The 26598-nt window shown below is 33.7% G+C and carries 19 protein-coding genes, 1 tRNA gene and 1 pseudogene; 11 read left to right on the plus strand and 10 right to left on the minus strand.

Annotation, left to right across the window (positions count from 1 at the left end; all coding sequences use genetic code 11):
- Positions 1-11: 11 nt before the first annotated feature.
- The 3 genes from HNS40_RS06340 to HNS40_RS06350 all read right to left on the minus strand — a co-directional run bounded on the left by HNS40_RS06340 (position 12) and on the right by HNS40_RS06350 (position 5077).
- A complete protein-coding gene (locus tag HNS40_RS06340; protein WP_172278831.1) occupies positions 12-272 on the minus strand; it encodes a hypothetical protein in 261 nt (86 codons plus the stop codon).
- A complete protein-coding gene (locus HNS40_RS06345) occupies positions 265-2325 on the minus strand; it encodes a TonB-dependent siderophore receptor (RefSeq protein WP_172278833.1) in 2061 nt (686 codons plus the stop codon). The genes HNS40_RS06340 and HNS40_RS06345 overlap by 8 nt, the downstream gene beginning before the upstream one ends.
- Before the next feature lie 118 nt (positions 2326-2443).
- Entirely contained in the window at positions 2444-5077 is a 2634-nt protein-coding gene (locus tag HNS40_RS06350; RefSeq protein WP_172278835.1) for a PAS domain S-box protein, read from the minus strand.
- An 809-nt stretch (positions 5078-5886) separates the two neighbouring features.
- Here HNS40_RS06350 and typA point away from each other — a divergent pair.
- Positions 5887-7695: a translational GTPase TypA gene (typA, locus tag HNS40_RS06355; RefSeq protein WP_172278837.1), complete on the plus strand. Its 1809-nt coding sequence runs from the start codon at positions 5887-5889 to the stop codon at positions 7693-7695.
- Between the two features lie 69 nt (positions 7696-7764).
- On the opposite strand, the gene HNS40_RS06360 is transcribed toward typA, so the two are convergent.
- Together HNS40_RS06360 and HNS40_RS06365 are read right to left on the minus strand one after the other, a co-directional pair.
- Positions 7765-8091 (minus strand): hypothetical protein, encoded by a 327-nt coding sequence (locus HNS40_RS06360; protein ID WP_172278839.1) that lies wholly within the window; start codon positions 8089-8091, stop codon positions 7765-7767.
- Positions 8092-8734: 643 nt separating this feature from the next.
- On the minus strand, positions 8735-9328 hold the full coding sequence (locus tag HNS40_RS06365; protein ID WP_172278841.1) for a tetratricopeptide repeat protein: 594 nt from the start codon (positions 9326-9328) through the stop codon (positions 8735-8737).
- Positions 9329-9497: 169 nt separating this feature from the next.
- On the opposite strand from HNS40_RS06365, the gene HNS40_RS06370 reads away from it, so the two are divergent.
- The 8 genes from HNS40_RS06370 (at position 9498) to HNS40_RS06405 (ending at position 18671) form a co-directional block, all read left to right on the plus strand.
- Positions 9498-12173: a gliding motility-associated C-terminal domain-containing protein gene (locus HNS40_RS06370; protein ID WP_172278842.1), complete on the plus strand. Its 2676-nt coding sequence runs from the start codon at positions 9498-9500 to the stop codon at positions 12171-12173.
- Between the two features lie 93 nt (positions 12174-12266).
- Positions 12267-13043, plus strand: a complete 777-nt coding sequence (locus HNS40_RS06375) for a toxin-antitoxin system YwqK family antitoxin (protein ID WP_172278844.1) — start codon at positions 12267-12269, stop codon at positions 13041-13043.
- Positions 13044-13105: 62 nt separating this feature from the next.
- Positions 13106-13570 carry an NfeD family protein gene (locus tag HNS40_RS06380; RefSeq protein WP_172278846.1) on the plus strand — a complete coding sequence of 155 codons (465 nt, stop codon included), beginning with the start codon at positions 13106-13108 and terminating at the stop codon, positions 13568-13570.
- Between the two features lie 63 nt (positions 13571-13633).
- Positions 13634-14596: a flotillin-like protein FloA gene (gene floA / locus HNS40_RS06385; RefSeq protein WP_371742921.1), complete on the plus strand. Its 963-nt coding sequence runs from the start codon at positions 13634-13636 to the stop codon at positions 14594-14596.
- A 73-nt stretch (positions 14597-14669) separates the two neighbouring features.
- Positions 14670-15158: a hypothetical protein gene (locus HNS40_RS06390; protein ID WP_172278850.1), complete on the plus strand. Its 489-nt coding sequence runs from the start codon at positions 14670-14672 to the stop codon at positions 15156-15158.
- A 128-nt stretch (positions 15159-15286) separates the two neighbouring features.
- On the plus strand, positions 15287-17452 hold the full coding sequence (locus tag HNS40_RS06395) for a bifunctional (p)ppGpp synthetase/guanosine-3',5'-bis(diphosphate) 3'-pyrophosphohydrolase (protein WP_172278851.1): 2166 nt from the start codon (positions 15287-15289) through the stop codon (positions 17450-17452).
- Between the two features lie 44 nt (positions 17453-17496).
- Positions 17497-17571, plus strand: a tRNA-Val gene (locus HNS40_RS06400).
- Between the two features lie 125 nt (positions 17572-17696).
- A complete protein-coding gene (locus tag HNS40_RS06405) occupies positions 17697-18671 on the plus strand; it encodes a polyprenyl synthetase family protein (protein WP_172278853.1) in 975 nt (324 codons plus the stop codon).
- Between the two features lie 256 nt (positions 18672-18927).
- Here the strand turns inward: HNS40_RS06405 and HNS40_RS06410 are convergent, their stop codons facing one another.
- From HNS40_RS06410 to HNS40_RS06420, 3 genes are all read right to left on the minus strand, one after another.
- Positions 18928-19566: a hemolysin III family protein gene (locus HNS40_RS06410; RefSeq protein WP_172278854.1), complete on the minus strand. Its 639-nt coding sequence runs from the start codon at positions 19564-19566 to the stop codon at positions 18928-18930.
- Positions 19567-19681: 115 nt separating this feature from the next.
- Positions 19682-21049, minus strand: a complete 1368-nt coding sequence (locus tag HNS40_RS06415) for an aldehyde dehydrogenase (RefSeq protein ID WP_172278856.1) — start codon at positions 21047-21049, stop codon at positions 19682-19684.
- Between the two features lie 9 nt (positions 21050-21058).
- A complete protein-coding gene (locus HNS40_RS06420) occupies positions 21059-21688 on the minus strand; it encodes a TetR/AcrR family transcriptional regulator (protein ID WP_172278857.1) in 630 nt (209 codons plus the stop codon).
- A gap of 198 nt (positions 21689-21886) precedes the next feature.
- On the opposite strand from HNS40_RS06420, the gene HNS40_RS06425 reads away from it, so the two are divergent.
- Entirely contained in the window at positions 21887-22495 is a 609-nt protein-coding gene (locus HNS40_RS06425) for a hypothetical protein (protein ID WP_172278859.1), read from the plus strand.
- A gap of 273 nt (positions 22496-22768) precedes the next feature.
- On the opposite strand, the gene HNS40_RS06430 is transcribed toward HNS40_RS06425, so the two are convergent.
- Positions 22769-23713: an IS1595 family transposase gene (locus tag HNS40_RS06430; protein WP_172278861.1), complete on the minus strand. Its 945-nt coding sequence runs from the start codon at positions 23711-23713 to the stop codon at positions 22769-22771.
- Between the two features lie 375 nt (positions 23714-24088).
- Positions 24089-24535 (minus strand): annotated as a pseudogene (locus tag HNS40_RS23675) (hypothetical protein).
- Positions 24536-24745: 210 nt separating this feature from the next.
- Between HNS40_RS23675 and HNS40_RS06435 the strand changes: the two are divergent.
- Positions 24746-26497 (plus strand): DEAD/DEAH box helicase, encoded by a 1752-nt coding sequence (locus HNS40_RS06435; protein WP_172278863.1) that lies wholly within the window; start codon positions 24746-24748, stop codon positions 26495-26497.
- Positions 26498-26598: the final 101 nt, after the last annotated feature.

The raw sequence follows: 26598 nt of genomic DNA on the forward strand, positions 1-26598 counted from the left end.
TTTCTATTCTATTAAAACTTAGCTGTTAAACGAAAACCAAAACTACGTGGTTCATTAATGAATCCAACTTGTCTGGGATATTGCCTATTATTTCCATCCTCCCAATATTGAAAAACATATCTTACATGATTGACCGAGAATAAATTCATAACATAAGCAGTAAATGCAAAATCAGTCTTACTAATATCGAAGTGATAAGAAATAGAAAGATTAGAAGTAAAGGATGGTTTTGCATATCCTTTATCAGTTACATCATTATATATATCATTCATTTCGATTTGGGTAGGGGTAACCATAGTTATTATGGATATCTCTAAACATATTTAACATATCTATTTGTCCGTATTCCGAGGCAAATCGTGCATTAAAATGTGCAGAAAAGGACGAATTGAATTGATAGTTTGTGATAAGTTTAATTTGGTGTTGAGGGAAATTATTAATTCTATTATTTCCAGCATCATTCATGGGAATGTCTAAGCTATCTAATCCTATGTTTGATAAATAGGTATTGAGTTCAAATTCTGGATCCCAATTCAATTGTTTGGTAAAAGAATAGTTAAGTCTTATGCCCAATTTCTTTTTTTTATAGGATAAATCCACAACAAAACCTGCTGTATTATAATTACCAATTAATTCTGATTTTTCATTTTCTGTCCATGCTATTTGATTAAGAGACCGATAAAAAGTCGAAAGATTCATGGTGAAGTTTTGTAAAATAAGGCTAGAATAGATTAGCTCAATCCCTTTTATCTTCTCAGGATTAGGATATTCATCATTTGTATATCTGATGGTATATAACTCCCTGAAATTCGGTAATCTAACCGATTGTTGAGCAATAAGTTTTACATAATTATTTTTATTTATTTCTTGAATTAAAGCTATTCTTGGTGAAAATGCGATTTTAGCCAAATTGTGTTTGTCTACTCTACCAGAGAGCAAAATGGTGGTTTTATCAAAAACTTGGTAGTTAAGCTCAAAAAAACTAGATATTTGGTGGGCATCAATTGGCGATTCAATAAGGGTAACAATACCATTTTCATTATACTGTTGATAAAAGCCAGAATTAGAATCTTTAACTGCAAATTTAACAGGTGGTGCAAAGTCCATGACAAAAGAATCTTTGGATTTCCCCCATTCTGTTCCGTAATACCAATAATTATATTCTACACCCAAAGCTAATTTTAACTTTTTACCAGGTTGATAGTTTAATAGGGATTGGAAGTTCAGTCTATTTTCACTGTATGAACCATTTCTTTGAGTGATATCATGAAATGGTTTTTTGTCTCCTTGATAGAGTTGTATATCTCCTATGCTTTGAGATTGGAAGCCAACATTAGTTTGTAATTCGATTTTATTAGAAAACTGATGTTCATTTCTTAGTGAAGATGTAAATTGTTGACCATAATGTCCTGAAAATGCTGGGCCTTCAATGGACTTTCCTTGTTGGGTTTGTTTGACAAAGCTAAAACTAGTGTATCGAGCTAAAAACCGGAACTCCTTTAAGAAGTTGATGTCTAATTGTACTTTTGCTTCTGGTCTATTGTCAAAATCAGCATAAAAGTTTGGCGCAGGACTTCCTTTTCCTTTGTTTCCCCATGTACTTGACATAAAACCATAACCATAGCCATGGGCACGATCGATATAATAAAATTCAGGGTCTTTTATCCCATCAGATTTCCCAATAGAACCAAATATCGAAGCAGAAAATGATTTGTTTTTATGAGAATATTGGCCATTTAAATAAGAATAGCGATAGGTGAAATCATGAGTTATTCCAATATTAGCTTTATCAGCATTTTTTGCAGAAATAGTCGTAATAGAAATGACCCCGCCAATGGCTCCTGGTCCATATGTAACAGAACCTGGTCCGCTGATGATCTCAATTTTTTCAATATCTGAAAGGTCTTTATTTAGGATTTCGAAAAATGGGCCATTATTATATCTCAGGTTCATTTGTTCCCCATTAACTATCAAGAGAAAAGAATTATTTTGATCACTCATAATACCACGAATACCAATGCGAGGACCAAGCCAATGATTTACAAAGGTTCCACTAGGAACATAAATCTCCAGTAGGTCTAATAGATTTCTAGCAGGAGTGCTTTCAATATCTTGCTGTGTAATTATGGTTAGTGTTGCAGGAGTTTTTGAACGTTCAAGACCAGTTAAAGTACCGGTTTTAATTTGAATGTTCATTAATTCTTGAAAAGAGAGCTCAACAAGATCTTTAGCTTTTAAAGTTTCAGCTGTACTTTGTCCCCAAGAGAATGGTGATAGAAAAAACAGACATTGAATGATAATGCAATATTGTATAAGTTTTTTCATATAATTTCATTTAGTTACCAAATATACTTAAATATTTCATTTGTTTATGCTCGTATGCTATCTTTTTAATTTGGAATGGCTTGTATATGAGTTGTTTATTGCGGTTTGCTTTCAGTGCTTATTCCTCTTTTGAATTAACATCCAAAACACTAGAATATTTAATGGGTTGTCCTAATTTCTGGAGTAATCGGTTAATCTCAATTTTTAACTCGATGGTTTTTTCTTCTCTGTTGATCATGGTATCGTGCCAGCGTTGTAATTCACTTAATTGTTTGTTGATTTTTTCTTCTGCCTCCTTTCTTTTTGTAACATCTTGAACAGTTGAAATCATAATGTTTTGATCGATTAATGGAATATTATAAGCTAATACATAGCGTGTCTCACCTTTATTGGTAGTAATCTTTAGGTTGTTCCACCTCATTCTTTTTGGATCGCCACTCTGCATATCAGAAACGATTTTTGTTTTCATCTTATCATGATATTCTTTCTCAGGAAAAACTTTTTCAAAAAATATGCTCGTATTGGTTAATACCTCTTTGGGCCAGCCATAAATAGTTTCGAATAGTTTGTTTAAATATTTAACATTTCCATCATCAATAGTATTGACTGCAAAACCTATAGGCATATTTTCCATAATGGCTTCAATATAATTGTTTCGATTTTCAAGCTCTTCAAATATTTGTTTTCTTTCAGTAATATCTGCGGTGGACAATAATGCTCGTACCCTTTCTTTTGAGCTTTGGTCAATTTTTAAAGTAATATGGATATTTTTTACTTCTCCAGTTAAGGCTTTTACCTCAGCTTCTGATTCATAATAATTTTCACCATTAAAAACAGTAACTAATTCTTCTCTAAAAACATTGAAAGAATTTTTCGTAAATGTTTTGTCTAACTTCCCAATCAATTGTTCTTTGTTTTCTGCGCTATGTAATGCTAATGTGGCTTTATTAACATCGATTATTTTAACCATTTTTGTACAAGCAGATAATTCATTAGGAAACTCATCAAAGTACTTATTTAAATCTTTTACTCCTTTATTCTTAAGTGTATTAAAGAATTGAGTAAGTTCAGTGAAGTCCTCTTCCCATAAAGGTATAGGCGAATCATTAAATAATGTCTTGTATCGTATTTCACTATTTTGCAATGAAGCCAAGTTTTCCTTTTCTTTAGTAATATCAGTTACAAATGCAAAATAGTATTCAACTTCACCTTTATTATCAAAGCGAGGATGCACTAAAAGTTCTATAGGTACTCTAGAACCATCTTTTTTAAAATACTCCTTTTCATAGCTAACAGGCTTTTTTGTTCGATGAAGTTCTTGTAGTTTGATAGTTTCTGGTTCTTCCCACTCAGGAGGAGTTAATACCTTATTCCAATTCAGGTTTTGTAATTCCTCCTCCGTATAGCCAGTAATGGTTTGATAAGCTTTATTACACATGCCAAGCTTGCCATTAGGATAACCAATGGCTATACCAATAGAAGACTCTTTAACGATATCTGCCATGAGTTTTTCTCTGTCTCTACTTTGTTTTAGAGCCATTTCGGCATTCTTGCGTGAAGTAATATCTTGAACAATTCCTATTATTGATTTAACTTCATTTTTATCGTTTTTTTCAGGTTCACCTACAACATTTATCCATTTGATTCTGCCATCAGGAAATAGTAAACGATGTTCAATTTCCCAAGGAATTCCATTTTCTATACCATTATTGATATGGAGAAGATCCATTTCACTGTCATCTGGATGTACCACCTGCAGGAAGGTGTCTACAGTTAGGTTTCCTTTCTCTAATTCGAAAATTTTCAATAGTTCATCTGAGCCTGTCACCTCATTCGTTTCAATATGAATGTTCCAAAAGCCCATTTTAGCAATGACTTGACCTCTTTTAAGGCTTCTCTCACTTTCTTCAGCCCTTTCTTTGGCTTTTGTTAATTCTATTTCATGAAGTTTTTTCTCGTTGATATCAGTAAAGAGAACACCAAATTGGTTGGGTGCTGTTTGAAAGGCATTCACACGATAAAAAATATTTAATGGGCCAAACATAGCTTCAAAAGAGATGGGTTCTCCGGTAATCCCAACCTTTCCATATCGTTTAATCCAATAATCTTCCGAAGTAGGGAATAATTCGAGGAGGGTATGTCCTAGGGTTTGGTCATTTATTAAACCTGTTTGCTTTTCAAATGCAGGATTAGCCTCCATAAACCTTAAGTCAATAGGGTTTCCAGCTTCATCAATTATCACATCTTGAATGGAAAAACCTTCGCTCATACTCCCAAATATATCACGCAATTTTTTCTCAGTCTTTTTTAGATTCTCTATTTCTTCTTCAGCCTTTTTGAGTAAAATATGAGTTTCATCTACTGGCTTTTTAGCTGTTTTTAATTTTAGTAGTAAATTAACTTGTGCTATCAAATTGACTTCATCTATAGGACTGGATAAAAACGCGTCAGCACCCTCCTCTAAAGCTTTTATTCGTAGGTTTTTATCTTCTTCAGAAGAATAGATAAATACTATTGGAATGTGAGAAACAGAGGAGTCTATCTTTAATTCTTTGCAGAGATCAATGCCATTTTTCTTCGAAGCATTAAAGCTTAAAAATATGATGTCGGGTTGGTGGTCTTTGGCAAACAGGAGCAGGGATTCAGTACTTGGAACATTTATAAAATCCGAATCTGTCCATGTTTTCTTTAAAATGGATTGCAGTTTCGTTAATTGGTCATATAGTCCTTCAATGCTTAAAAAACGTATCATAATCACAGAATAATAGGGTTAAGACAAAATCTTTAAAAAAAATGGTAAGCAATAAATTACTGGCAATGATTGGTTATCTATGTTTGTGGTGATATAAATGTGCTTTAGTCAAGAGAACTAAAATAATAACAAAGTTCACCATTCAAATATAGTGAAATTTTACTTGATTTAAAGTTCTTCTCATGAGTTGATGGATTTCTAGATATTTCAGGTTAATTAGGTGTTTTGAGTGCTATCTTTATAATAAACCTTAAATAAAACATAAGCAAGTTCTTCAAAAATAGTGATGTAAGCAATATTCTTTACAAATTAAAGCAAAGAAAATAGTGCATATGATGAGGATTGGTTTTTGAAAATGACATAGCAAAATAGGGGAGAAATCTGTGATTATGGTTATGGTGCTTTTTTTACAAAAAAATTGCAGCAGTCTTTCATAATTCTGTTCATAATACTTTTGCATTTGATTTCAGGAGGAAGTGTTATCAAAATTTAATGAAGGTTTAATTTCTGATTAATCATTGTTCTATTTTATGTATCGATTAAAGGTGTTTTTATGAGGGATTTTACCATGTTAATTTGCTAGATATAATCGGAATTGTAATAGCAAATTAAAGAGGATTATAAATATGATAAGAAATCTTACATTTCTTTACCTGTAAAAACACTTTACAGCTTCTCTTTTTTAAAAGAAAATCAGCTTATTACAGTCTGTTTTTCATTCTTAATTTTCCCTTAACAAATCGCTTAATAAATTATCTCAATGCTATTAATAATATGACTACTTTTGCAGCCATTTTAAAAAGACCTAAATGCTGGATATTAGAAACATTGCTATTATAGCCCACGTTGACCACGGTAAAACTACCTTGGTTGACAAAATTTTACATCAGGTGAAATTGTTCCGTGACAATCAAGAAGTGAAAGAATTAATTCTTGATAATAACGACTTGGAACGTGAAAGAGGAATTACCATTCTATCTAAGAATGTGTCGGTTAGATATAAAGATACCAAAGTAAACATTATCGATACTCCCGGTCACAGTGACTTTGGAGGAGAGGTAGAACGAGTGTTAAATATGGCCAATGGAGTACTATTGGTAGTAGATGCTTTTGAAGGCCCAATGCCTCAAACTCGTTTCGTTTTACAAAAAGCTATTGAGTTGGGATTGAAGCCTATCTTGGTGGTGAATAAGGTAGATAAGCCAAATTGTGATCCTGAGGAGGCTGTTGAGAAAGTTTTCGACTTAATGTTCAGCTTAAATGCTACTGAAGATCAATTGGATTTTCCCGTTGTTTATGGTTCGTCAAAAGAAGGTTGGATGAGTGAAGATTGGCAAAAGCCAACTGAAGATGTTAAATATTTAATGGATGTGGTTTTAGAGCATATTCCAGTTTCCCAGCATGTAGAAGGTAGTACTCAAATGAGAATTACTTCCTTAGATTATTCTAGCTTTGTAGGTAGAATTGCTATTGGAAAATTAACTCGTGGGACTTTACAGTGGGGGCAGAATATTTCTTTAGTCAAGCGTGATGGAACCATTACTAGATCTAAAATTAAAGAATTATATGTTTTTGAAGGCTTAGGTAAAGAAAAGAAAAAAGATATTGTTCACAGTGGTGAAATAGTAGCTTTACTAGGAGTTGAAAATTTCGATATTGGTGACACTGTTGCTGCTTTTGAAGACCCTGAAGGATTGCCAGCTGTGAAGATTGACGAGCCTACTATGAGTATGCTTTTTACCATTAATAATTCACCATTCTTTGGGAAGGAAGGTAAATATGTGACTTCTCGACATATTAGAGAAAGATTATTTAAAGAGATTGAAAAAAACTTAGCTTTAAAAGTTAAGGAAACTGATTCTCCTGATTCATATAATGTATTTGGTAGAGGGATTCTTCACTTGTCAATTCTGATAGAAACCATGCGCCGTGAAGGCTATGAGTTTCAATTAGGTCAGCCTCAGGTTTTATATAAAGAAATTGATGGGGTAAAGCATGAGCCTATTGAGTTATTGACTGTTCATGTTCCTGAGCAATTTAGTGGAAGAGTGATTGAAATGGCTTCTCAGCGTAAAGGTGAAATGAAGATTATGGATACCAAAGGAGACCGTATTCATTTAGAATTTGAAATTCCATCAAGGGGTATTATCGGTTTGAGAAATAACATGCTCACAGCAACAGAAGGAGAGGCTGTAATGGCACATCGTTTCCTAGAATATCAACCTATGAAGGGGGAGTTGAATACGAGAAGAAATGGTGCTTTAATAGCCATGGAAACTGGAATGTCTATTCCGTTTTCTATAGATAAATTACAAGATAGAGGAGCTTTTCATATTGGACCTAACGAAGATATTTACGAAGGACAAGTTATAGGTGAGCATATCAGACAAGATGATTTGGTGATTAATGTTACTAAAACTAAGAAGATGAGTAATATGCGTTCTTCTGGTGCTGATGATAAAGTGGTTATTGTTCCTCCAATTCGATTTTCTCTGGAGGAAGCAATGGAGTATCTTAGAAAAGATGAATATTTAGAAGTAACCCCAGAATCTCTTCGTATTCGTAAGATTCTATTAAGTGAACATGATAGAAAAAGAGTAAGAAATAACAGAATCTAATTTTAGAATTTTGTTCCTTATAAATGGCTTCTCCTGGTATTAGGAGGAGCTTTTTTTGTAAAAAGAACACTAATGGATACTCAATTGTTTAGTTGTCATTAATTCGCCATTAAGTCTGTATTTAAAATCCTTAATATTTTCCTTACAATTACTTTTTCTATTATAATTAATGTCATACAAAGTATCATACTTCAATGTGCTTTCAATAAGAAGGAGGTAATTTGGTGAGTTTTCTTTAAAGTCAATAAATATGGTGTAAGAATTTTGTTCATTTAATACTCCTAGAGTTAAAGTGTCAATGAGTTCATCAAAATTATTTCTTTCTGTAATATAAGCGTTTAAAATAGAAGGAGAATCGAGATTTGGGTAGGATATAGAAATTGAAGAGCCAAACAATATTTCAAAAACATACAATTATGATCAAAATAATGCTTTAGGCTTGCTTAGCAATGCTAGTATTATAATTGGCAATAATAATGATCCAGACTATCTTGCCAATAATATAGATTATTATGATCCCCTATTTAGATTATCATCAAAAATAGAAAATGTAAATGGTGTAGACTATTCATACAACTATGATTACGACACTTACACCATCTCGCTCGGAAATGTTTTTCGAGTACATATAACACTCAAAACTATTTTATTACCTTTGTTAAATATCAGATAAATATAAAGTAGATGTACCTGATAAAGTGCTTAAAGTTAATAGTTTGGTGTGAATTCAGTCATGGGTTATTTTATGAAAAGCTAAGTATATACACCTCTAGCCTGAGGAGACCAGTGCAAGATATGATAGTTGAAAAAACACAGGATTATTTGTTTAGCTCAGCTAGAAACGATGCTGAATGGCCTTTTTTATTGGATGTTATTTTAGAAACACTTGAATTGAGAATATATGTTAGATAATCATTGTTGTAGACGTTCGGATTAGCATTGCTAGTTCCTTGTAGTCGTTTGCAATCGAGAACCTAGTGTGAGCTCAATGATTTAAACCCGAGTTATTGTGGTATTACACTATAGAAAAGAATTTACCTTAAGTTTGTTTCAGCAATTTCTCTTTTTTGGAGGAGGCAATTCGAATGATAGAGTCTGCTTTAGAATGAAGTCCTTTCTTAAAGTAAATACTTGCTAATAAGTAATAAGGTTCGCTATAGTCTTGGGCATTATTTATGGCTTTCTTTAAGCTTTTCTCGCTGGATAAGGTGTCGCCAAAATAAAGTTCAGCCTGAGCTTTATAATAAAATACCTTATCATGGTTTGGATTGATTTTACCAACAGAATCAAAAATGAGATAGGCATTCAGTCGGTCATCCATATTCCAAAGGATTAGAGATTTCCCAAAAAGGGCAATATTATTTCTAGTATTTAGTTTTAAAGATTGATTGAAATATATAAGTGCAGTAGACCAATCATCTAGATAGTATTGGCAGTAACCCAAATAAGCTATGGCCACATCATTTCTTGGATTTATTCTGGCAGATTTCTGAAGAGGGATGAGTGCTTTTTGATATTGGGCTTGAAAAAACAATTCTTTTCCATTCTCTAGAAGAATAAGATCTGCTCGCATTCCTGTTTGACAAGAAGCCAAGGTGAAAAATAGTGATATGAGTAAAATGGTTTTTTTCATTTGAATAAAAAGAGGAGTAAAATTAGTAAAAAATCAGTTCTAATGACTAAAGCGTATTTATATTCAAAAAAAAAGCTTGGTTTGTATTGTGTTGATAATCAATGGTGTGATAATTATTGATTTGTTTTGAAATTTCTTTTTTATACATTTGTTTTATAATATGTGATCTGTGAAAACTAAATTAGCGTATATCTATTCATTCCTTGTGGCATTTATTTCGGTAAATGGTTACTCACAGTGTGATATGCAAGTTAATTTTGAAGATTATACCACAAATGGAATGTCTTCTTTTATTGAATGGAATACCATAGATGACAATACCGTAGTATGTAGTTCATCTGATTGGCAACCTTCTTTTTTAGTGAATAATGATACCTTGTTAAATGTTAAGATCACAGGAGAGGTTTATGTGAATCCAATCATTAATGATGATGATTTTATCGGCTTTGTTTTTGGTTATAAATCTCCAAACATTAACACTCAAAGCAACGATAATCATTTTTATTTGTTTGATTGGAAAAAAGAAGGTCAATATTGTCCTGTGGCATTTGGTAGTTTTTATGCCAACGAAGGCTTTAGCTTGGTTGAAGCAAAAGGGTTAATAGAGGAGGATCCTGTTTCTACATATCGCCATTTTTGGGGGCATTTGAATAATGAAAATTTCAACTTATTAGATTATCGTTACAGTAGTAATATGGGTTGGGAATACAGCACTATTTATCAATTCGAACTTATTTATACCTATAAAAAAGTAAAGATTAGTATAGATGGTGAGTTAATATTTGAAATGGATGGCTGTTTTGACCCCGGTCTCTTTGGTTTATATAGTTTTAATCAAAATGCTGTTGTTTATCAGAACATATCTATTGAGCAATATTATCAAATTCATATTGATAATGAACAAGATATTTATTGTGAAGGGGAGAGTGTTGGATTTCATTTTATAGATCCAGATTGTGCTGATTTACCGCCTAATACTGTTTCTTTCCAATGGAATTTTGGTGATGATACTGAATTTTCGCAAGATTTAAATCCACAACATACTTTTGCTGAACCTGGAGATTATAATGTAGAATTATATTTAGAGAATCTATTTGGATGTATTGATACTATCCGTCAAGGTATTCACATCGAAGCAAACCCTAGTTTTGTTCAAGTGCCACATGATGTGGAGTGTTTTGTTGGTGATGATATTTATTTTGTGGTAGAGGCGAGTAATGCCTTAAACTACCAATGGTATTATAAAGATCGTGAAATGGACTCTTTTGTGATCTTACAAAACGATGGTTATTTTTCTGGTGTTCGTTCCGATACTTTAAGAATTAGTGATGTGAGGTTGCCATTTGATAAAATGGAGTTTTTGTGTTCTATAAATGGAGATTGTTTAACCAATATCTCATCAGAAGCCGCTGAAATCATTATCACAGATATTCCAATAAGGGCTAATCTTGATGTGGATTCCAAAAGTGTTTGTGCTCAGGATTCTAGCTACTTAATTTTGTCACTAAAAGAATTTTATAATATAGAAAAAGCACGTATTCTCTTCGAATATGATCATGAAAACTTGCAATTATTAGATTTTACATCTTATAATAATCATATTAATTATAGTTATCAGGAAGAGGATGGAAGATTAGAAATCCATCTAGAGAGAATAGGAGCCTTACCTTTTGGGGAGGCCATTATTGCGGCATTTGAATTTCAGTCCATTGGAAGTGTTAATACCATAGCTGAATTTAATTGGGTGAAAGATAGTACTTGGTTTATTGACATAACAGGTGATACCATTCTAGATATATTATCGAATACAGCCATCTCTATTAATCAGCCTATTACTTGGGATATGAATGATTCTATTTCACTTTGCTATGGTGAAAGTATTAATATTGAAAGCGATGACTTTAATCAAATTATTTGGAGTACGGGGGCTACAGGTAATGAAACGCTTGTCGTTGATGATGGGGAATATTGGGTTAAATTTGAAGATTATAATTCTTGTATCTCGGCAGACACTTTCTATTTTAATTCCAAACCATTGCCCCAGGAGCCATTGGCAATTCATATTTTGAACGACTTTTACTGTGCCAATGAGGACTCCATTAGATTCTCTATAGATGGTGGTTTAGGTGCAGAATTGGAGGTGCATTATAATGATATTTATAAATATTTTGCGGAGCCTTCTGATGAATATCGATTTCCTAATCAATCAGAATCTTTTGAAATATCAGCAGCATATATCAATGACTGCGGAACCTCATCAATAATAAGTCAGAATGTAGAAGTGCATCCAGTAGTCATTCCCAAAGTAAAAATTGACTTTAGTAATAATGAATTGTTTTCAGGTGAAACCATTAACTTTTCTGCTATTCCTGAAAATGAAGGAGAAGAACCTCAATATTATTGGCTAATGGATCAAATCATTGTTCAGTTTGGAGAAAGTTCAGTATTTCAAACTTCAGATATTTTAAGTAACCACAGATTGGATGTTATTATGTATTCTAATGCAGAATGTCTAGATGTCCAAGATTCTGCTTATGCTTCTGTTTTTGTGAATGCAATTGATCAGTTTCAGTACTATATTCCAAGTCTAGTTATAGCCAATGGTGATGGTAAGAATGATGAGTTTAAAGTAGATTTTATCAATACTGATTTTGAAGAGTTTGAAATACAAATCTATGACTTATTAGGAAAACTAGTGTTTGAAACCAATGATCCAGAGCAAGGGTGGGAAGGTGAGAATACCAGCTTTAACGGGAAGGCTGAAATGTTTGCTTATAGAATAAAATTCAAACATATTGGACAGCATGAAAAGTTAATCACTGGGAAATTCATTCTAAGAAAATAGTTGTTTTTACTGGTAATAGTGTAAATTTGTATTTTAAGAAATAATTTACATCATTCATATTCGGAATGTCACTTTCGAATTAAACCATTATATATGAAAAAGCATATTCTATCTATTTTATTAAAATCACTATTTATTTTTCTCTTAATTATTCCAACTTCATTAGCGGCACAAGAATCTAGGTTTACCAAAAATCTTTTGGATGATAATGGTCTAAAACAAGGCCTTTGGTCAGAAACAAATGGAAGCAAAAAGGAGCAAGGAAAGTATGTTGATAGCGTGAAAGAAGGTCAATGGGTGAGGTTTAATGAAAAAGGGTCTATCAAAAAAATAGAAAACTATGCTAATGGCAAACTAGATGGATTTGTCATTATCATTGATAATAGAGGATATATTCAAAAATCAACTTCTTATATCGATGGGATTAAAGATGGAAAAGAATTGGAGTTTACTTATGGAGGAAGAATTACTGGACAAAAAACTTGGACTGAAGGCTTGTTAAATGGTAAGGTTGAGATTTTCTATGATAATGGAAAGATTCAAGAAAAAGGGATGTATTTTAAAGGTAAACGTAATGGGAAAACCAAATGGTATGATTACGATGGGAAAATGATAGCGGAGTATCAGTATAAAGAAGGTAGTATGGAAGGTGACCAAAGGTCATTCTACCCAAGTGGTGAACTAAAGAGCATCGAATCTTATGAGAACAACCTTCCAGAGGGAGAAAAAATAGAGTATTATAGCAACGGTCAAATAAAATTAAAGGGTGGAAATAAAAATGGTTTAAAAGAGGGGGAGTGGATTGAATACGATGAAAAAGGTAGTCAAACCAATGTTCTCATGTATAAAAAAGGGGAATTAAAAAAATAATTTTATTTTCATAGAATATTTACACTTAGATTCTGAGTTTTTACTAATTTTAGCAGATAAATATGTCTTGGTTAATTATACTCATCTTATTATTGGGAGGTTTAATATTACTCCTTCTTGAACTACTCGTAGTTCCTGGTACAACTGTAGTTGGAGTTATTGGCTTCATATTAATGGCAGTTGGAATATGGCAATCTTATATCGAATATGGTTGGGTTTGGGGTTCTATGATTTTGTTATTCACCCTTTTGGTATCTTTGGGAAGCCTTTATTATAGTTTACGGTCTAATACCTGGAATAAGGCCATGTTGAAAACAAGTATTAAGTCAAAAGTGAATACAGAGGCCAATGCACTGGCTATTGGTTCTGTGGGGGTAACTACCTCAATTATCAATCCAATGGGAAAAGCCTTATTTGATAATAAGTTTTATGAGGTTTCTAGCCATGGTGAGTTTATTGAAGCCGAGAAAGATGTGAAGGTAGTGGCCATTGAAGGAAATAAAATCTTCATCAGCCTGAATACATAAAAAAGAATTTTTTAATCAACTAAAAGAAAAAAAATGGACGCAAGTGTTGGTGTATTAATAGCAATGATTATTGGAGGAGTGATTCTGTTATGGATTTTACTCTATTTTATACCTGTAGCTCTTTGGTTTTCTGCATTAGTTTCTGGTGTTAGAATATCATTGTTACAATTGGTTTTAATGAGATGGAGAAAGGTTCCACCTCAAATAATTGTAACAGCAATGATTGCTTCTAAAAAAGCAGGAATTGATTTAAAACGAGACGATTTGGAAGCCCATTTTCTTGCAGGGGGACAAGTGAAGCGAGTAGTGGATTCCCTCATTTCTGCTGATAAAGCCAATATGGGACTAGATTTCAATACGGCAACTGCTATTGATTTGGCTGGTCGTGATGTGTTTGAGGCAGTTCAAATGTCAGTAAATCCAAAAGTAATTGATACTCCACCTGTTACTGCCGTTGCAAAGGATGGTATTCAGTTAATAGCTAAAGCTCGAGTAACTGTTCGTGCCAACATTCGTCAATTAGTGGGTGGAGCAGGTGAAGAAACTGTTTTGGCAAGAGTTGGAGAAGGTGTTGTCTCTTCTATTGGTTCTTCTGATTCGCATAAATCTGTATTGGAAAACCCTGATTCTATTTCAAAAGTTGTATTATCTAAAGGATTAGATGCCGGTACGGCCTTTGAGATTCTTTCTATTGATATTGCAGATATCGATATTGGGAAGAATATTGGAGCAGTTCTTCAAATGGACCAAGCCAATGCCGATAAAAATATTGCCCAAGCCAATGCTGAAAAACGTAGAGCTATGGCCGTTGCTCAAGAACAAGAAATGAAAGCCCTTGCACAAGAAGCTAGAGCCAAAGTAATTGAAGCAGAAGCAGAGATTCCTAAGGCATTAGCAGAAGCGTTTAGATCTGGTAATCTTGGGGTGATGGATTATTATAAATTTGAAAATATTAAAGCCGATACAGCAATGAGAGAGAGTATTTCAAACCCTACGAATAAACCTAAGGGTGGCGCAAAAAAATAAGGTAGATAAATAATGATTAAGAAGCGTTTATGTCTCACCTGAAGCATAAACGCTTTTTTTATAAAAACAGACCATGTCAGCACCAGAGTATATAAAGAATAAACAAGGACAACTTCAAGAAAACAAGTATTATGATTTCAAAATATTGAAGACAACAATAGCACCCGATGAGATGTTATATTTTATTATTGAAGACCCCTTTGGTCAGAAACATATGATGGAAGCTGAGTGTTATGAATCTTTTGGATTTAATATAGGAGATGTCATTCCAGTGAGGATAGATAGAATTAATTGTAAAGGTCAAGTGTTTTTTGAACCCAAACATCCATTATATAGTGAAGGAGAAATATATACCTGCAACTATATTGGTCAAGAATGGAAGAAGAATAAATTTAATGAGGAAGAACTGTTTTTAGCCATTGAAGGACCTGATGGTATAAAGACATTATTGCAAACCATTTCGCATCATCAAGAAAAAAAAGGATATCAGGTGAAAACCATTAGGTGCAAAATAAGAAAGATAAGCAAAGGAAAACTGAGGATGTCACAGTATTTAGATTAGCATTTTTTATATCTTCAGTTTCTGTTGTTTGAATGTTGTAGCGTTTAAAGGAGAATGAGGGAATGAGAGAATGAGAGAATAAGTTGAGTATTGATGCTTTTGCATTTTACTACTAAAAATGAATACCAATGAAAAGATTAGAACCTTTTATCAATTATATAGATAAAGTAGCAGATGAAAAAGGGGCCACTTTATACAAGAAAGTACTGAAAGAATTTGATCAAAAAAAAGTCGCTTCAGATATTTATCAAGGAATTCCAAACATGGAACTCATGCTTGGAATGAAATCAATTTTACAAACAAATTTAAAAACACAGAGTAATGTATTTACTGCAGCCACTCTTGCATTTATCTATCCTTATAAAGAACCACCAAAGGAAGTTAAAGATAATTATGGAGAAGAAATCCATCGGATTTTAGAAGGAGTTCAAAAGGTAAGAGCCGTAAAGCATGATAAAGCACTAGGACAAGCCGATATGCAAAGACAATTGGTGCTCAGTCTTGCTCGAGATACTCGTTCTCTTTTGATTTTGCTATCGGCTAGTCATTACCTCCTCCGGAATTATGAAAAAATCCAATCCTTTGAGCAAAAGGTTCAGGTGCTCAATGGAGCCATTACTGTTTTTATTCCCATTGCACATCGGCTGGGTTTCTATGTGATAAAATCGGAAATGGAAGATTTGGTTTTGAGTATACAAGAACCTGAAATATACGATAGCATTAAAACCAAACTTGCAGAAAGTGAAAAAGAGAGGAATAAAATCATCAATAAATTTATTGCTCCATTAATTATGGAAATGAATGCACAAGGTTTGCAGTACAAGATTAAAAGCAGGCTTAAGTCCATCAACTCTATCTATACTAAGATGCAGAAGCAAAATATCCCTTTTGAAAAGGTTTATGATTTGTGGGCTATTCGATTAATACTGGATAGTGATAAGGAGAAGGAAAAAGAAACTTGTTGGCATGCTTATTCGATTGTGACCAATCTTTATGAATCTAGTTTGAGTAGAATGCGGGATTGGATTACTATGCCAAAAGGATCTGGCTATGAGAGTTTGCATACCACGGTAAAAGATGAGGATGGCAGATGGACAGAAGTACAGATTCGCACTGCTAGGATGGATGAGGAAGCGGAAAACGGTATGGCGGCCCATTGGCGCTATAAAGGAGGCAAGGGAAGTCAAGGCATTGATTTCTGGTTGAGTGAAATTAGAAAAGCTATTGGTGATGAATCTAAGATTAAAGATTCAGGTCAAATTCAGCCTGATAAATTTACTAACGAGGTTTTTGTTTTTACACCTGGTGGTGATTTAAAAAAACTAAAATATGGAGCTACGGTATTGGATTTTGCCTATTCCATACATAGTGAAGTGGGAAATAAGTGTATCAATGCCCAAGTCAATGGAAAAGTAGTCCCCATAAAGCATGTGCTTCGTAATGGTGACCAGGTGAGTATTATTACTTCAAAAAATCAAAAGCCTAGTGTAGATTGGATCAATTTTGTAGCCTCCTCAAGAACGAAAACAAAAATTCGTAAAGCATTAGATGTACAGAGAACCATTGATATCAAACGAGGGAAAGAAATATTAGAAAGAAAGTTTAAAAATTGGAAACTAGATTTTAATCAGAATGTAATCGATGAATTGGTACATAAACTAAAACTAAGAGAGCATTATGAGTTGTTTCAAAATATCGCTTTGGAGAAAATAGATCCTCTTGATTTGAAAAAACTCATCCAAGAGGAAGAAAATGAGGAGGATAAACATATTACTACTTCCTTCGATTCACTAAATGACAGCTTGCATGAAGTAGAAGAGGATGAGTTAGAATCTTCTCATCAAGATGTTTTGGTCATTGATAAGATTGATGGCATTAATTTTCAATTGGCTAAATGTTGTAGCCCCATACAAGGAGATAAAATTTTCGGCTTTGTTACTGTTACCAAAGGAATATCGGTACATCGTAATACCTGTCCCAATGCTGCAGAAATGAGGAAACGGTATCCTTATCGAATCATAGAAGCTAAATGGCGTGCTAATAATAAGAAAGTCAATTTTAAAACCAGCATTAGTATTTTAGGTACCGATACAATGGGACAAGCCAATCGCATTACACAAGTGATATCTAATGAAATGAAAGTGAATATTATTTCCATGAATTTTATCTCAAAAGGAGGTTTATTCGAAGGAAAAGTAGGATTGTTGGTTCAAGATAGTCAGCATTTAGAGGCGCTTTTAGAGAAACTCAAATCGATAAATGGTATCAATCAGGTATTTAGATTGGATTCATAAAAGCGTATGGAAATTAGGAATTATTTCCTAATTTTGCAGCTCATGGGATATTAACTCAGTTGGTTTAGAGTGTTACCTTGACAGGGTAGAAGTCACTGGTTCGAATCCAGTATATCCCACAGATTTAGCCTTGCTTTTGCAGGGCTTTTTTTGTTCTGAGTAGCTTAGTTTCCTAAAGTGAGTTGGTTGTGATTTATGAATCCCAAAATCTTATCATTCCACAAATTTCCCTAAATTTGCTCACATGTCCATAACCAAAGAAATAAAGAAACTTTTAAAACAGGAATTCGCAGAGTTTGAGATAGTATTTAAGGAAGCTATGAATACCGATGTGGCTCTTCTCGATGTGATACTCAAATATCTCTATAAGCAGAAAGGTAAGCAAATGCGTCCTATGTTTGTCATGTTGACTGCTCATATTTCTGGTGAAATAAATCCCGCAACCTATAGAGCTGCTTCTTTGATAGAATTGCTTCATACTGCAACTTTAGTACATGATGATGTGGTGGACGATGCCAACGAAAGGAGAGGGTTCTTTTCATTAAATGCACTCTGGAAGAATAAGATAGCGGTGCTATCTGGTGATTTTTTGTTGTCAAAAGGCTTAATGTTATCCTTGAACCATGATGACTATCATCTATTAAAGATAGTCTCAAAGGCCACTCAGGAGATGAGTGAGGGAGAATTATTGCAAATAGAGAAAGCGCGCCGATTAGATATTACGGAGGAGGTTTATTTTGAAATCATTCGCAAGAAAACGGCCAGTTTAATTGCCAGTTGTTGTGAAGTGGGTGCAGCTTCGGTAAATGCCTCAGCAGAAGTGGTGGAGAAAATGCGTTTGTTTGGAGAAAAAGTAGGACTAGCTTTTCAGATTAAAGATGATATTTTCGATTTTAAAACAGCAGGAGATATCGGAAAACCAAAAGGAATAGATGTTAAAGAGCAAAAGATGACTTTGCCATTAATATATATGCTTCAGAATATGGATTCCTCTGAAAAGCGAAAAGTCATCAGAACCATAAAGAAACACCATCAGAATCCAGAAAAAGTTCAGGGAATCATAGCACAAGTAAACCAGAGTGGAGGAATTGATTATGCAAAATTTAAAATGAATGAATTGGTAGATGAGGCTTTAGCACTCTTAAATGGACAAGAACCTAGTCCTTATCTTGATGCTTTGAGAGGTTTGGTGGAGTATTCTATTTCTCGGGAGAAGTAGGTTCTTTTAGTGGGAGGTAAATTCTTCGGTTAAATGTTTTGTTGACACTCTAAATGGTAATAGGTCACGCCCAGCCAAAGAGACGCAAAGAATTATGAAGCATTAATCTTTTACCATTTTTAGCATTCTTTACAACCCAATTTACTATTTTTAGCCATTTATCACTCGGTCTCCAGCTCGGCAGCTCTTCATTTCCTTCCTTCAACAGGACTTTTAAATTGGGAGTAGGAGTACTAAATAATTACTTTCTTTTAATTTACACATAAAAGAAAACAGCTACAAAATGCGCAATACTGCCTAGTAATACGAAAACGTGGAAAATGGCGTGATTATAAGGTAGTTTGTGTAGCAAATAAAAGATAGCTCCAATACTATAGCTTACTCCTCCAGCTATTAACCAGAAGAGTCCAGGACCGCTGAAGCTTTCTATCAATGGCTTAATGGCAATAATGATCATCCAGCCCATCAATACATAGATGGCAGTAGAAATTTTGTCGAAGCGACCAGTAAAAAACAATTTGAGGATGGCTCCGGTGATGGCTAATCCCCAAATGACTCCGAATAGTGACCAACCCCAAGGGCCTCTTAGTGTAACGAGTAAAAATGGAGTATAGGTTCCTGCTATCAAAAGAAAAATACTACTGTGATCAAAAACATTGAGTTTCAATCGTGTCTTTTTCTTTTTGGTCGCATGAAATAGGGTAGAAGCAGCGTATAAAGTAACCAATGTTGCTCCATAAATACTAAAACTTACGATATGCCATGCTGTTCCATATATGCTTGCAAACACCACCAATAATACCAATGCAGGAATACTGAGTGCCAAACCTAAGCCATGAGTTAGGATGTTCCAAAACTCTTCTTGTTTGCTATAATCTCTTGCTTTTATTTTCATATTCACTTTTTTTTGCCACTAAGGCACGAAGAATTTATTCATAAATTTACAATTCTTCAACTCTGAAACATTTCTTTTTAAGTCACTAAGTCTATCGATCCCCCAATCTCCCCACCTACATCAACTTTTTTAGCAACCATAACTTCAATCCATTATAGGGTGCATATTTTACAAATGGCTCAAACCAATTTGTTTTTTGAATGATACTTTTTTGATGACTAAAGGCTTTAAAACCATTTTCGCCATGATAATTTCCCATTCCTGAGTATCCCACTCCTCCAAAGGGTAGTCCGGGATTGGTTAGATGCATGATGCATTCGTTTAATCCACCTCCACCAAAGGAAAGCTCACTGAAAACTCGTTTACTCGTACTTCTCTTGTGGGTGAATAAATAGAGTGCCAGTGGCTTTTCACGAGATTTAACCTGCTTAATGGCCTCCTCTAAATTTTCATATTCTATTATGGGTAATATAGGTCCAAATATTTCTTCTTGCATCACCTTGTCATTCCATTCGATATGATCCATGATGGTAGGGGAGATATATAAATCTTTCTCATCGGTTTCTCCACCGAAGATGATTTTCTTTTCGTCTAATAATGCAAGTAAGCGATCGTAATGTCGATTATTTATAATTCTTACAAAGGCCTCACTTTTTTGAGGATGTTCACCATGAATTTTTTTGATTTGTTTGATGAGTTCCGCTATTAATTTTGCTTTCACACTTTTATCAACGAGAATATAATCTGGAGCCACACAAGTTTGACCACCATTAAGGAATTTCCCCCAAGCTAGTCTTTTGGCTGTCATTTTAATGGAAGCGCTCTTGGTTACTAGAGCCGGACTCTTACCTCCAAGTTCCAAAATCACTGGGCAAAGATGCTCAGCTGCAGCTTTCATCACTATCTTACCCACTATAGCGCTACCGGTATAGAATATCTTATCAAATCGAAGTTTGAGGATTTCCGTGGTCTCCTCAATGCCGCCTTCCCAAACTTGCATATAATGAGTAGGAAAATTCTCATTGATGATTTTCGCCATGACTTGGCTGGTATATGGAGCCAATTCACTGGGTTTAATGATAACAGTATTTCCAGCTGCCATGGCTGAAATCACAGGTTGTAATGACAAAAGATAGGGGTAATTCCAAGCCCCTATCACTAAAACATTCCCAAGAGGCTCGGGCATGATATAGCTAGAACCTAAGAAATTGGCCAGATTGGTGGAGATGTATTTTTTCGTCGACCAAAGTTTGATATTCTTGAGGTGATGAATCAGTTCTTCATAAATCATTCCTAACTCTGTGGCATAGGTTTCAAATTCTGATTTCTTAAAATCCTTAAAGATGGCTTTGTATAATAAAGCTTCATTAGATTTTAAAACGGATTGAAACTTTTTCAATTGTTCTTTGCGAAAATGAAGTGGTTTGGTCGCATTGGAATTAAAAAAATCCTGCTGACTTTTTATGATTTCTTGATAATTCATGCCCTAGTATTAATTAAATTCAAGTTCTAATTGAGCTTGACGATATTCTTTTTTTACTAATATTTGAATCATGATGTCTAATGATTCATGTAAATGTGATTTTATCTTTGCTGCATCATAAATACCATCTAAAACGGTCATCCCCAAAACAATGCTCAGTAATAATCGCGCCGTTTTCTTGGCGTCAATAGCTATGGCCATATTTTGTTGTTTCAGCTCTTCTTTAAGCAATAACTCCAAATAATAACCTTTCTTATAAAAATGTCTATTGATTTTATATTGTATGGAGTCTTGTGATGCTGCCGATTGAAAAAGGAAACGAAAATAAGCCAATAAATCTTTGCGAGAGGTTAGTTCCAGTAATTCCTCATAGGGGCTAATCAAATGCTCCACAAACTCACCCAGCTTGTCTTTCAGATTTTTCTCCTGACTATAATCGAAATCCGATTCATTAAAATAATTGAAGAAAAATCGATTTAAAACCTCCTCATATAAATCATTTTTCGATTTGAAATGGTGATAAAAGGCACCCTTAGAAATACCACAATGGCTCACTATATTTTGAATAGAAACTTCTTTATAGCCCTCGTTTATAAAGAGCTGAAAAGATTGAGTAAGAATGTTTTCCTTAGTTTTCATACTGCAAAGATACGGTAAATACCGACTGATTGGTATGGCAAGTGTTTAATGTGATGATTTACTGAATGATTTTATTCTAAAATTCTAACTTCAGTAGTACAACAACCATAATAAAAAAACATTCTATCCTTCAATGTGAATACCATTTAAGTTTTATAAATTGCAAGAGTAAAATCTGAATACCATAAAATGTAAATATTGAAAACACCATTTAAAATATCTTTTAGGCAAGAATTGGATGATACGCCAAATAATGCTGTTTTAAAGAACTTTTGGTTAAGTTTTAAAGATTCCTATTGTGATGAAATGTTTTATAAAAGGAAAAATGAGATATTGATTGAAAACGATTTCTTTAGATTAAAACCAGATTTTAACTTTAATCTATGGATAGGAATTGGGAATGCAAGACTTATAATAAAAGAAAAAGAAGGACTAAGACTTGTTGAATATACTATTGATTATACTCGTTTAACAATTACTTATTTTTTAATAATAATTTTATATCCTTTAATCTTATTAAAGGGTGTTGGAGATATTGAGTTCCCTCTTTACTTTGCTTTAGGTTTATTGATATTGGCCTTTTTTAGGCATGCTATCTCTTTTTTAAGGCATTTGTCTTTATTTAAACGAACTTTAAATTATGGTACTGGCTATATAGGTAACTATGATTGGGAGACTATTCTAATGAATAAAACTGATAATGAATTGCTTGAAATGAAAAATGGGACTAGACAGTTGCCAGAAGCTGTTATAAGACTTGTTGAAGTTGAAATAGAAAACAGGAAATATAGTTTTGATAATGAGTGATTCTGATATTGTAATAAATAGAGCTTTGCTCTTCAGCTTATACTATATCTATGAGCAAAAAAAAGTAAGTACAGTCAAAGGTTGTAATATTATTATTATGTTTGTAAACCAATTATTAGGTCTATTTTTTAATTTCAAAATTTAAAGAAAAAGAAAAGATTATAATGAATTTTTGTCATTTCGCTAGAGTCATTTTATACTTTACAATAATTTGGAAACCAGGAATCATAGCGAAGCGATATGGGTTGAAAATTAGCGGATAGGGTTACCCATTTAAGTCTCGTGTAATTTAATCGAAGCGTAAGCAATCGGTTTATGCTCTACGCATCTCTGAATGATTTTATCTAAAATTGATTGGCGATGATTCCTTCTGTTAAATCTAAAGAAATATTCGTCAATATAGTTTTGTAGGTATTCTTTGTTGCAATATGAATGTACACCTCTTAGCCAATTTTTAAAATTCCTAATCTGAATATGTAACATTTTGAAATTCTTGCCATTATCAGATAGTGTTTGTGTCAAATTCGGATAATTTTCCTTGAGAGGCTTATACCCAGCCCATCCATCAACCAGCACCATTGCATCATTCTTAATATGATGGTCAAAGATAGGTTTAAGTGATTTTGAACTATAATCTTGGATTACTTTCGCATAACCTCTTCCTGATTTGCCATCTCTATGCTCAAATGCAATAACAACTCTTACCTTTTTGTCACTTTTGCTTCTGCCTTGCTCACCTGTTTGCGGTGTGCCTTTCTCAAACTCATCAACATGAACTTCATCCTCTAATGGGATTTGTTCACTGCTTTTCATTGCTACTTGCACTTTTTGTCTAAATAGCCAAGCTGTCTTTTGCTTAACCCCGAAATGTTCTGCTAACCAAATGCTGTTTGCCCCTTTTTTACTTGTAACAATCTCATACTTCATCTCAAAAGCTTTCTCTATTCCAAACTTTAATTTATGAAACAAGGTTCCTGTTGGGGTAGATTCATCATATCCACACTTACTACATCTAAGACTTGCTGGCTGCTTTCCCTTTATAAACAAATGAGAATCACATCTTGTACAGCTATAGCCTTCGCTCCACTTAAGCTCTGCTAAAAAATTACAGCAATCTTCTTTTGTTGTAAATCTTTCTTTAAACGTCTGTCTATCAATGTCTTTTAGTATCCTAGTCGTTCCTGAATTTGAATACAATTTACAAATTAATATACTCATATACAACTATTTGTGAACTAAATGGGTAACCCTATTTTTTTTATTGAAACCCTTTGTTGCTGTTTTGTAGGGCTTCATCATAAATGCTATTGTTTACAGCTATTGATGGCAGCATTTCTTTAGATGCTAATCATCTTGCTCTTACCTCGATTACTCTTTTGAATTTAGAGCCGAGCTTAATAGTTCCGCCGCTGGCTATCTCCTCCCAGCCTTTTGTTTCTTAGTAATACTGAGAATCTTTCAAGGCTTTCTGGAGGCCAGTATACATATGAGTTTTTGGTTTTCGGCTCTCTACTGATTTGTAAACCGGATGATTAGCAAGTGAGGGTTTAATTAATTCAGCTATTCCCTCAAAACTTCTTTTATAAGATTGTATTATATATTCCGTTGATTTTTCAGACTTTTGGGGTTTACTTTTCCAGTAATAATATGGCTTGATAACAAGAGAAGGGCATCAGTAAGAAGGTTGTTAAATTTAGCATATTCTTTGGGTTTGATGGTAGCAGATTTCTTAATCTCAGTATAGGTTTACTCTATCGTATCAAGGTGATAATAATCGGGCTCTAATCCGTCTTCAGATATGTTTTTAATGGCTTCAGTGACTTGGTCGATATTGTAAAATTCTAACCAAGCGAAATGATTATCTCTTCTTTTATAAAATTCATGTAGTACATCAACAGCAAATAACTTTTGATTGATAGCTAAGATTTCTCCTGTATCTAGTATTTCAATAATAGCATTTTTAATATCTCCAATTTCGGATTTCTGGATTTTTTTATCCGGCTTAAATTCAGTTGTATAGGGATTGCTTGTGGTTCTGATTTAGGATTGCAGGAATTTTAAATCAATAAAAATGCAAATGAAATATGTTTTAAAATATGTGTCATTGTCTGGGTTTTAGTTAATAAATTTACAAATCGTTTTTTGACAATCAAATTATTCATTTATAGTGTTTTGCGTGACGTAAATAAGTGTATCTTTGCCGCGAATTAAAAAGCCAGATTTATTGGCTTTTGGAAAAAAACACAGTGAATGAATTTTAAAGAAATGGGCTTGGCCCCTGAAGTATTAAAAGCCATTGGTGAGCTTGGATTCGAATCACCTACTCCTGTTCAGGAAAAATGTATTCCGTTTATTTATGAAAGTACACAGGACTTAATTGCCAATGCCCAAACAGGTACTGGTAAAACAGCTGCCTTTGGATTACCTATATTAGGAAATATAGAACATTCAGATAAAAGTGTACAGGCACTTATTTTATCTCCAACACGAGAACTAGCCGTTCAAATAGCAAATGATATTAAAGCATACTCAAAATACTCAAATTTGGTTGATGTGATTGCCGTTTATGGTGGAGCATCAATGGAAACCCAAGTTAGAGAATTAAATAAAGGAGGCCAAATTGTAGTAGGTACTCCTGGTAGAGTTGCCGACTTAATAAAAAGAAGAAAACTAAAAGTAGGGAATATTAAGTATCTAGTTTTAGATGAAGCAGATGAGATGCTCAGTATGGGTTTTAAAGATGAATTAGATGATATTTTATCAAATACTCCATCTACTCGTCAAACTCTACTTTTTTCGGCTACTATGCCAAAAGGAGTAGCGGCTATCTCTAAAAATTACATGACCGATCCTGTTAAGATAGCGCTTGGAAAGCAAAACCAGGGAGCTGATAATGTGAGTCATATTTATCATCAAGTTCAGGCTAAAGATAGATATGCAGCATTAAAAAGAATTGTAGATATGAATCCTGGAGTGTATGGGATTGTATTTGTTAGAACTCGTCGTGATGCGCAAGAAGTAGCTGAGAAATTAATGCAGGATGGTTATAATGCCGATGCATTACATGGTGATTTATCACAGCCACAAAGAGAGTATGTAATGGCTCGTTTTAGAAGCAGAAACCTTCAGTTGTTAGTGGCTACAGACGTGGCAGCTAGAGGCTTAGATGTAGATGACTTGACTCATGTAATCAACTATAATATTCCAGATGATACAGAAGTATATGTTCACCGAAGTGGTAGAACAGGTAGAGCAGGAAAGAGTGGTATCAGCATTTCTATTATCCATGGTCGCGAGCAAGGTAAGATTAGAATTATTGAGCGAATGATTGGTAAGAAGTTTGAGAAAAAGCCAGTTCCAAATGGAAAAGATATTTGTGAGACCCAATTGTTTCACCTAATGGATAAAATGGAGAAGGTCGAAGTTGATGAAAAACAAATCGGACCATTCCTACCAGCTATTTATAGGCAATTAGAACATCTTAGCAAAGAAGACATTATCACTCGTTTCGCTTCTGTTGAGTTTAATAGGTTCTTAGAGTATTATAGCGATGCTCATGATTTGAATGAGAGAGAACCTAGAAGGGGTGAAGATAGAGATGAGAGACCAAGAGAAGGAAAGAAGAACAGAAAAGACATTGATTATAGTCGTTTTTATGTGAATCTAGGTACCAAGAATGGAATAAGCCCTGGTAAACTGATCGGTCTTCTTACTCAGCGCCCTGAGTTTAAAAGTATTGAAATTGGAGAAATTGAATTATTTAAGAAATTTAGTTTCATAGAAGTTGATAAAAATTTTGAAAGTCAAGTTTTCGATCACCTTGAGAATTTAGATTATCAAGGTGTACCTGTAAGGGTTGAATTAACTAAGTCTAAAGCGACTCCTCCTACTAAAAGAAAACCAAGTAATTTTGGTAATAGAAAACCAAAAGGTGGAGGAGGTTTCGAAAGAAAAGGATACGATAGAAGTAAGAAATTTAGGAATAATAGAAATAAATCCTAGTAATTCTATATTATTACCTAGAGATATTGTTGATAGCTAAAAATTCATTGAATTTTTAGCTATTTTCATGTTGGGGGATATAAAAGATTTTTAAATTTGCT

The sequence above is a fragment of the Lentimicrobium sp. S6 genome, assembly GCF_013166635.1.
Classification (GTDB): domain Bacteria; phylum Bacteroidota; class Bacteroidia; order Bacteroidales; family UBA12170; genus UBA12170.

Bases quoted from the DNA above. Each gene is read 5' to 3' on its own strand.
- HNS40_RS06340 (WP_172278831.1), bottom strand. From the start codon at position 272: ATGAATGATATATATAATGATGTAACTGATAAAGGATATGCAAAACCA.
- HNS40_RS06345 (WP_172278833.1), bottom strand. From the start codon at position 2,325: ATGAAAAAACTTATACAATATTGCATTATCATTCAATGTCTGTTTTTT.
- HNS40_RS06350 (WP_172278835.1), bottom strand. From the start codon at position 5,077: ATGATACGTTTTTTAAGCATTGAAGGACTATATGACCAATTAACGAAA.
- typA (WP_172278837.1), top strand. From the start codon at position 5,887: ATGCTGGATATTAGAAACATTGCTATTATAGCCCACGTTGACCACGGT.
- HNS40_RS06365 (WP_172278841.1), bottom strand. From the start codon at position 9,328: ATGAAAAAAACCATTTTACTCATATCACTATTTTTCACCTTGGCTTCT.
- HNS40_RS06375 (WP_172278844.1), top strand. From the start codon at position 12,267: ATGAAAAAGCATATTCTATCTATTTTATTAAAATCACTATTTATTTTT.
- HNS40_RS06380 (WP_172278846.1), top strand. From the start codon at position 13,106: ATGTCTTGGTTAATTATACTCATCTTATTATTGGGAGGTTTAATATTA.
- floA (WP_371742921.1), top strand. From the start codon at position 13,634: ATGATTATTGGAGGAGTGATTCTGTTATGGATTTTACTCTATTTTATA.
- HNS40_RS06390 (WP_172278850.1), top strand. From the start codon at position 14,670: ATGTCAGCACCAGAGTATATAAAGAATAAACAAGGACAACTTCAAGAA.
- HNS40_RS06395 (WP_172278851.1), top strand. From the start codon at position 15,287: ATGAAAAGATTAGAACCTTTTATCAATTATATAGATAAAGTAGCAGAT.
- HNS40_RS06405 (WP_172278853.1), top strand. From the start codon at position 17,697: ATGTCCATAACCAAAGAAATAAAGAAACTTTTAAAACAGGAATTCGCA.
- HNS40_RS06410 (WP_172278854.1), bottom strand. From the start codon at position 19,566: ATGAAAATAAAAGCAAGAGATTATAGCAAACAAGAAGAGTTTTGGAAC.
- HNS40_RS06415 (WP_172278856.1), bottom strand. From the start codon at position 21,049: ATGAATTATCAAGAAATCATAAAAAGTCAGCAGGATTTTTTTAATTCC.
- HNS40_RS06420 (WP_172278857.1), bottom strand. From the start codon at position 21,688: ATGAAAACTAAGGAAAACATTCTTACTCAATCTTTTCAGCTCTTTATA.
- HNS40_RS06430 (WP_172278861.1), bottom strand. From the start codon at position 23,713: ATGAGTATATTAATTTGTAAATTGTATTCAAATTCAGGAACGACTAGG.
- HNS40_RS06435 (WP_172278863.1), top strand. From the start codon at position 24,746: ATGAATTTTAAAGAAATGGGCTTGGCCCCTGAAGTATTAAAAGCCATT.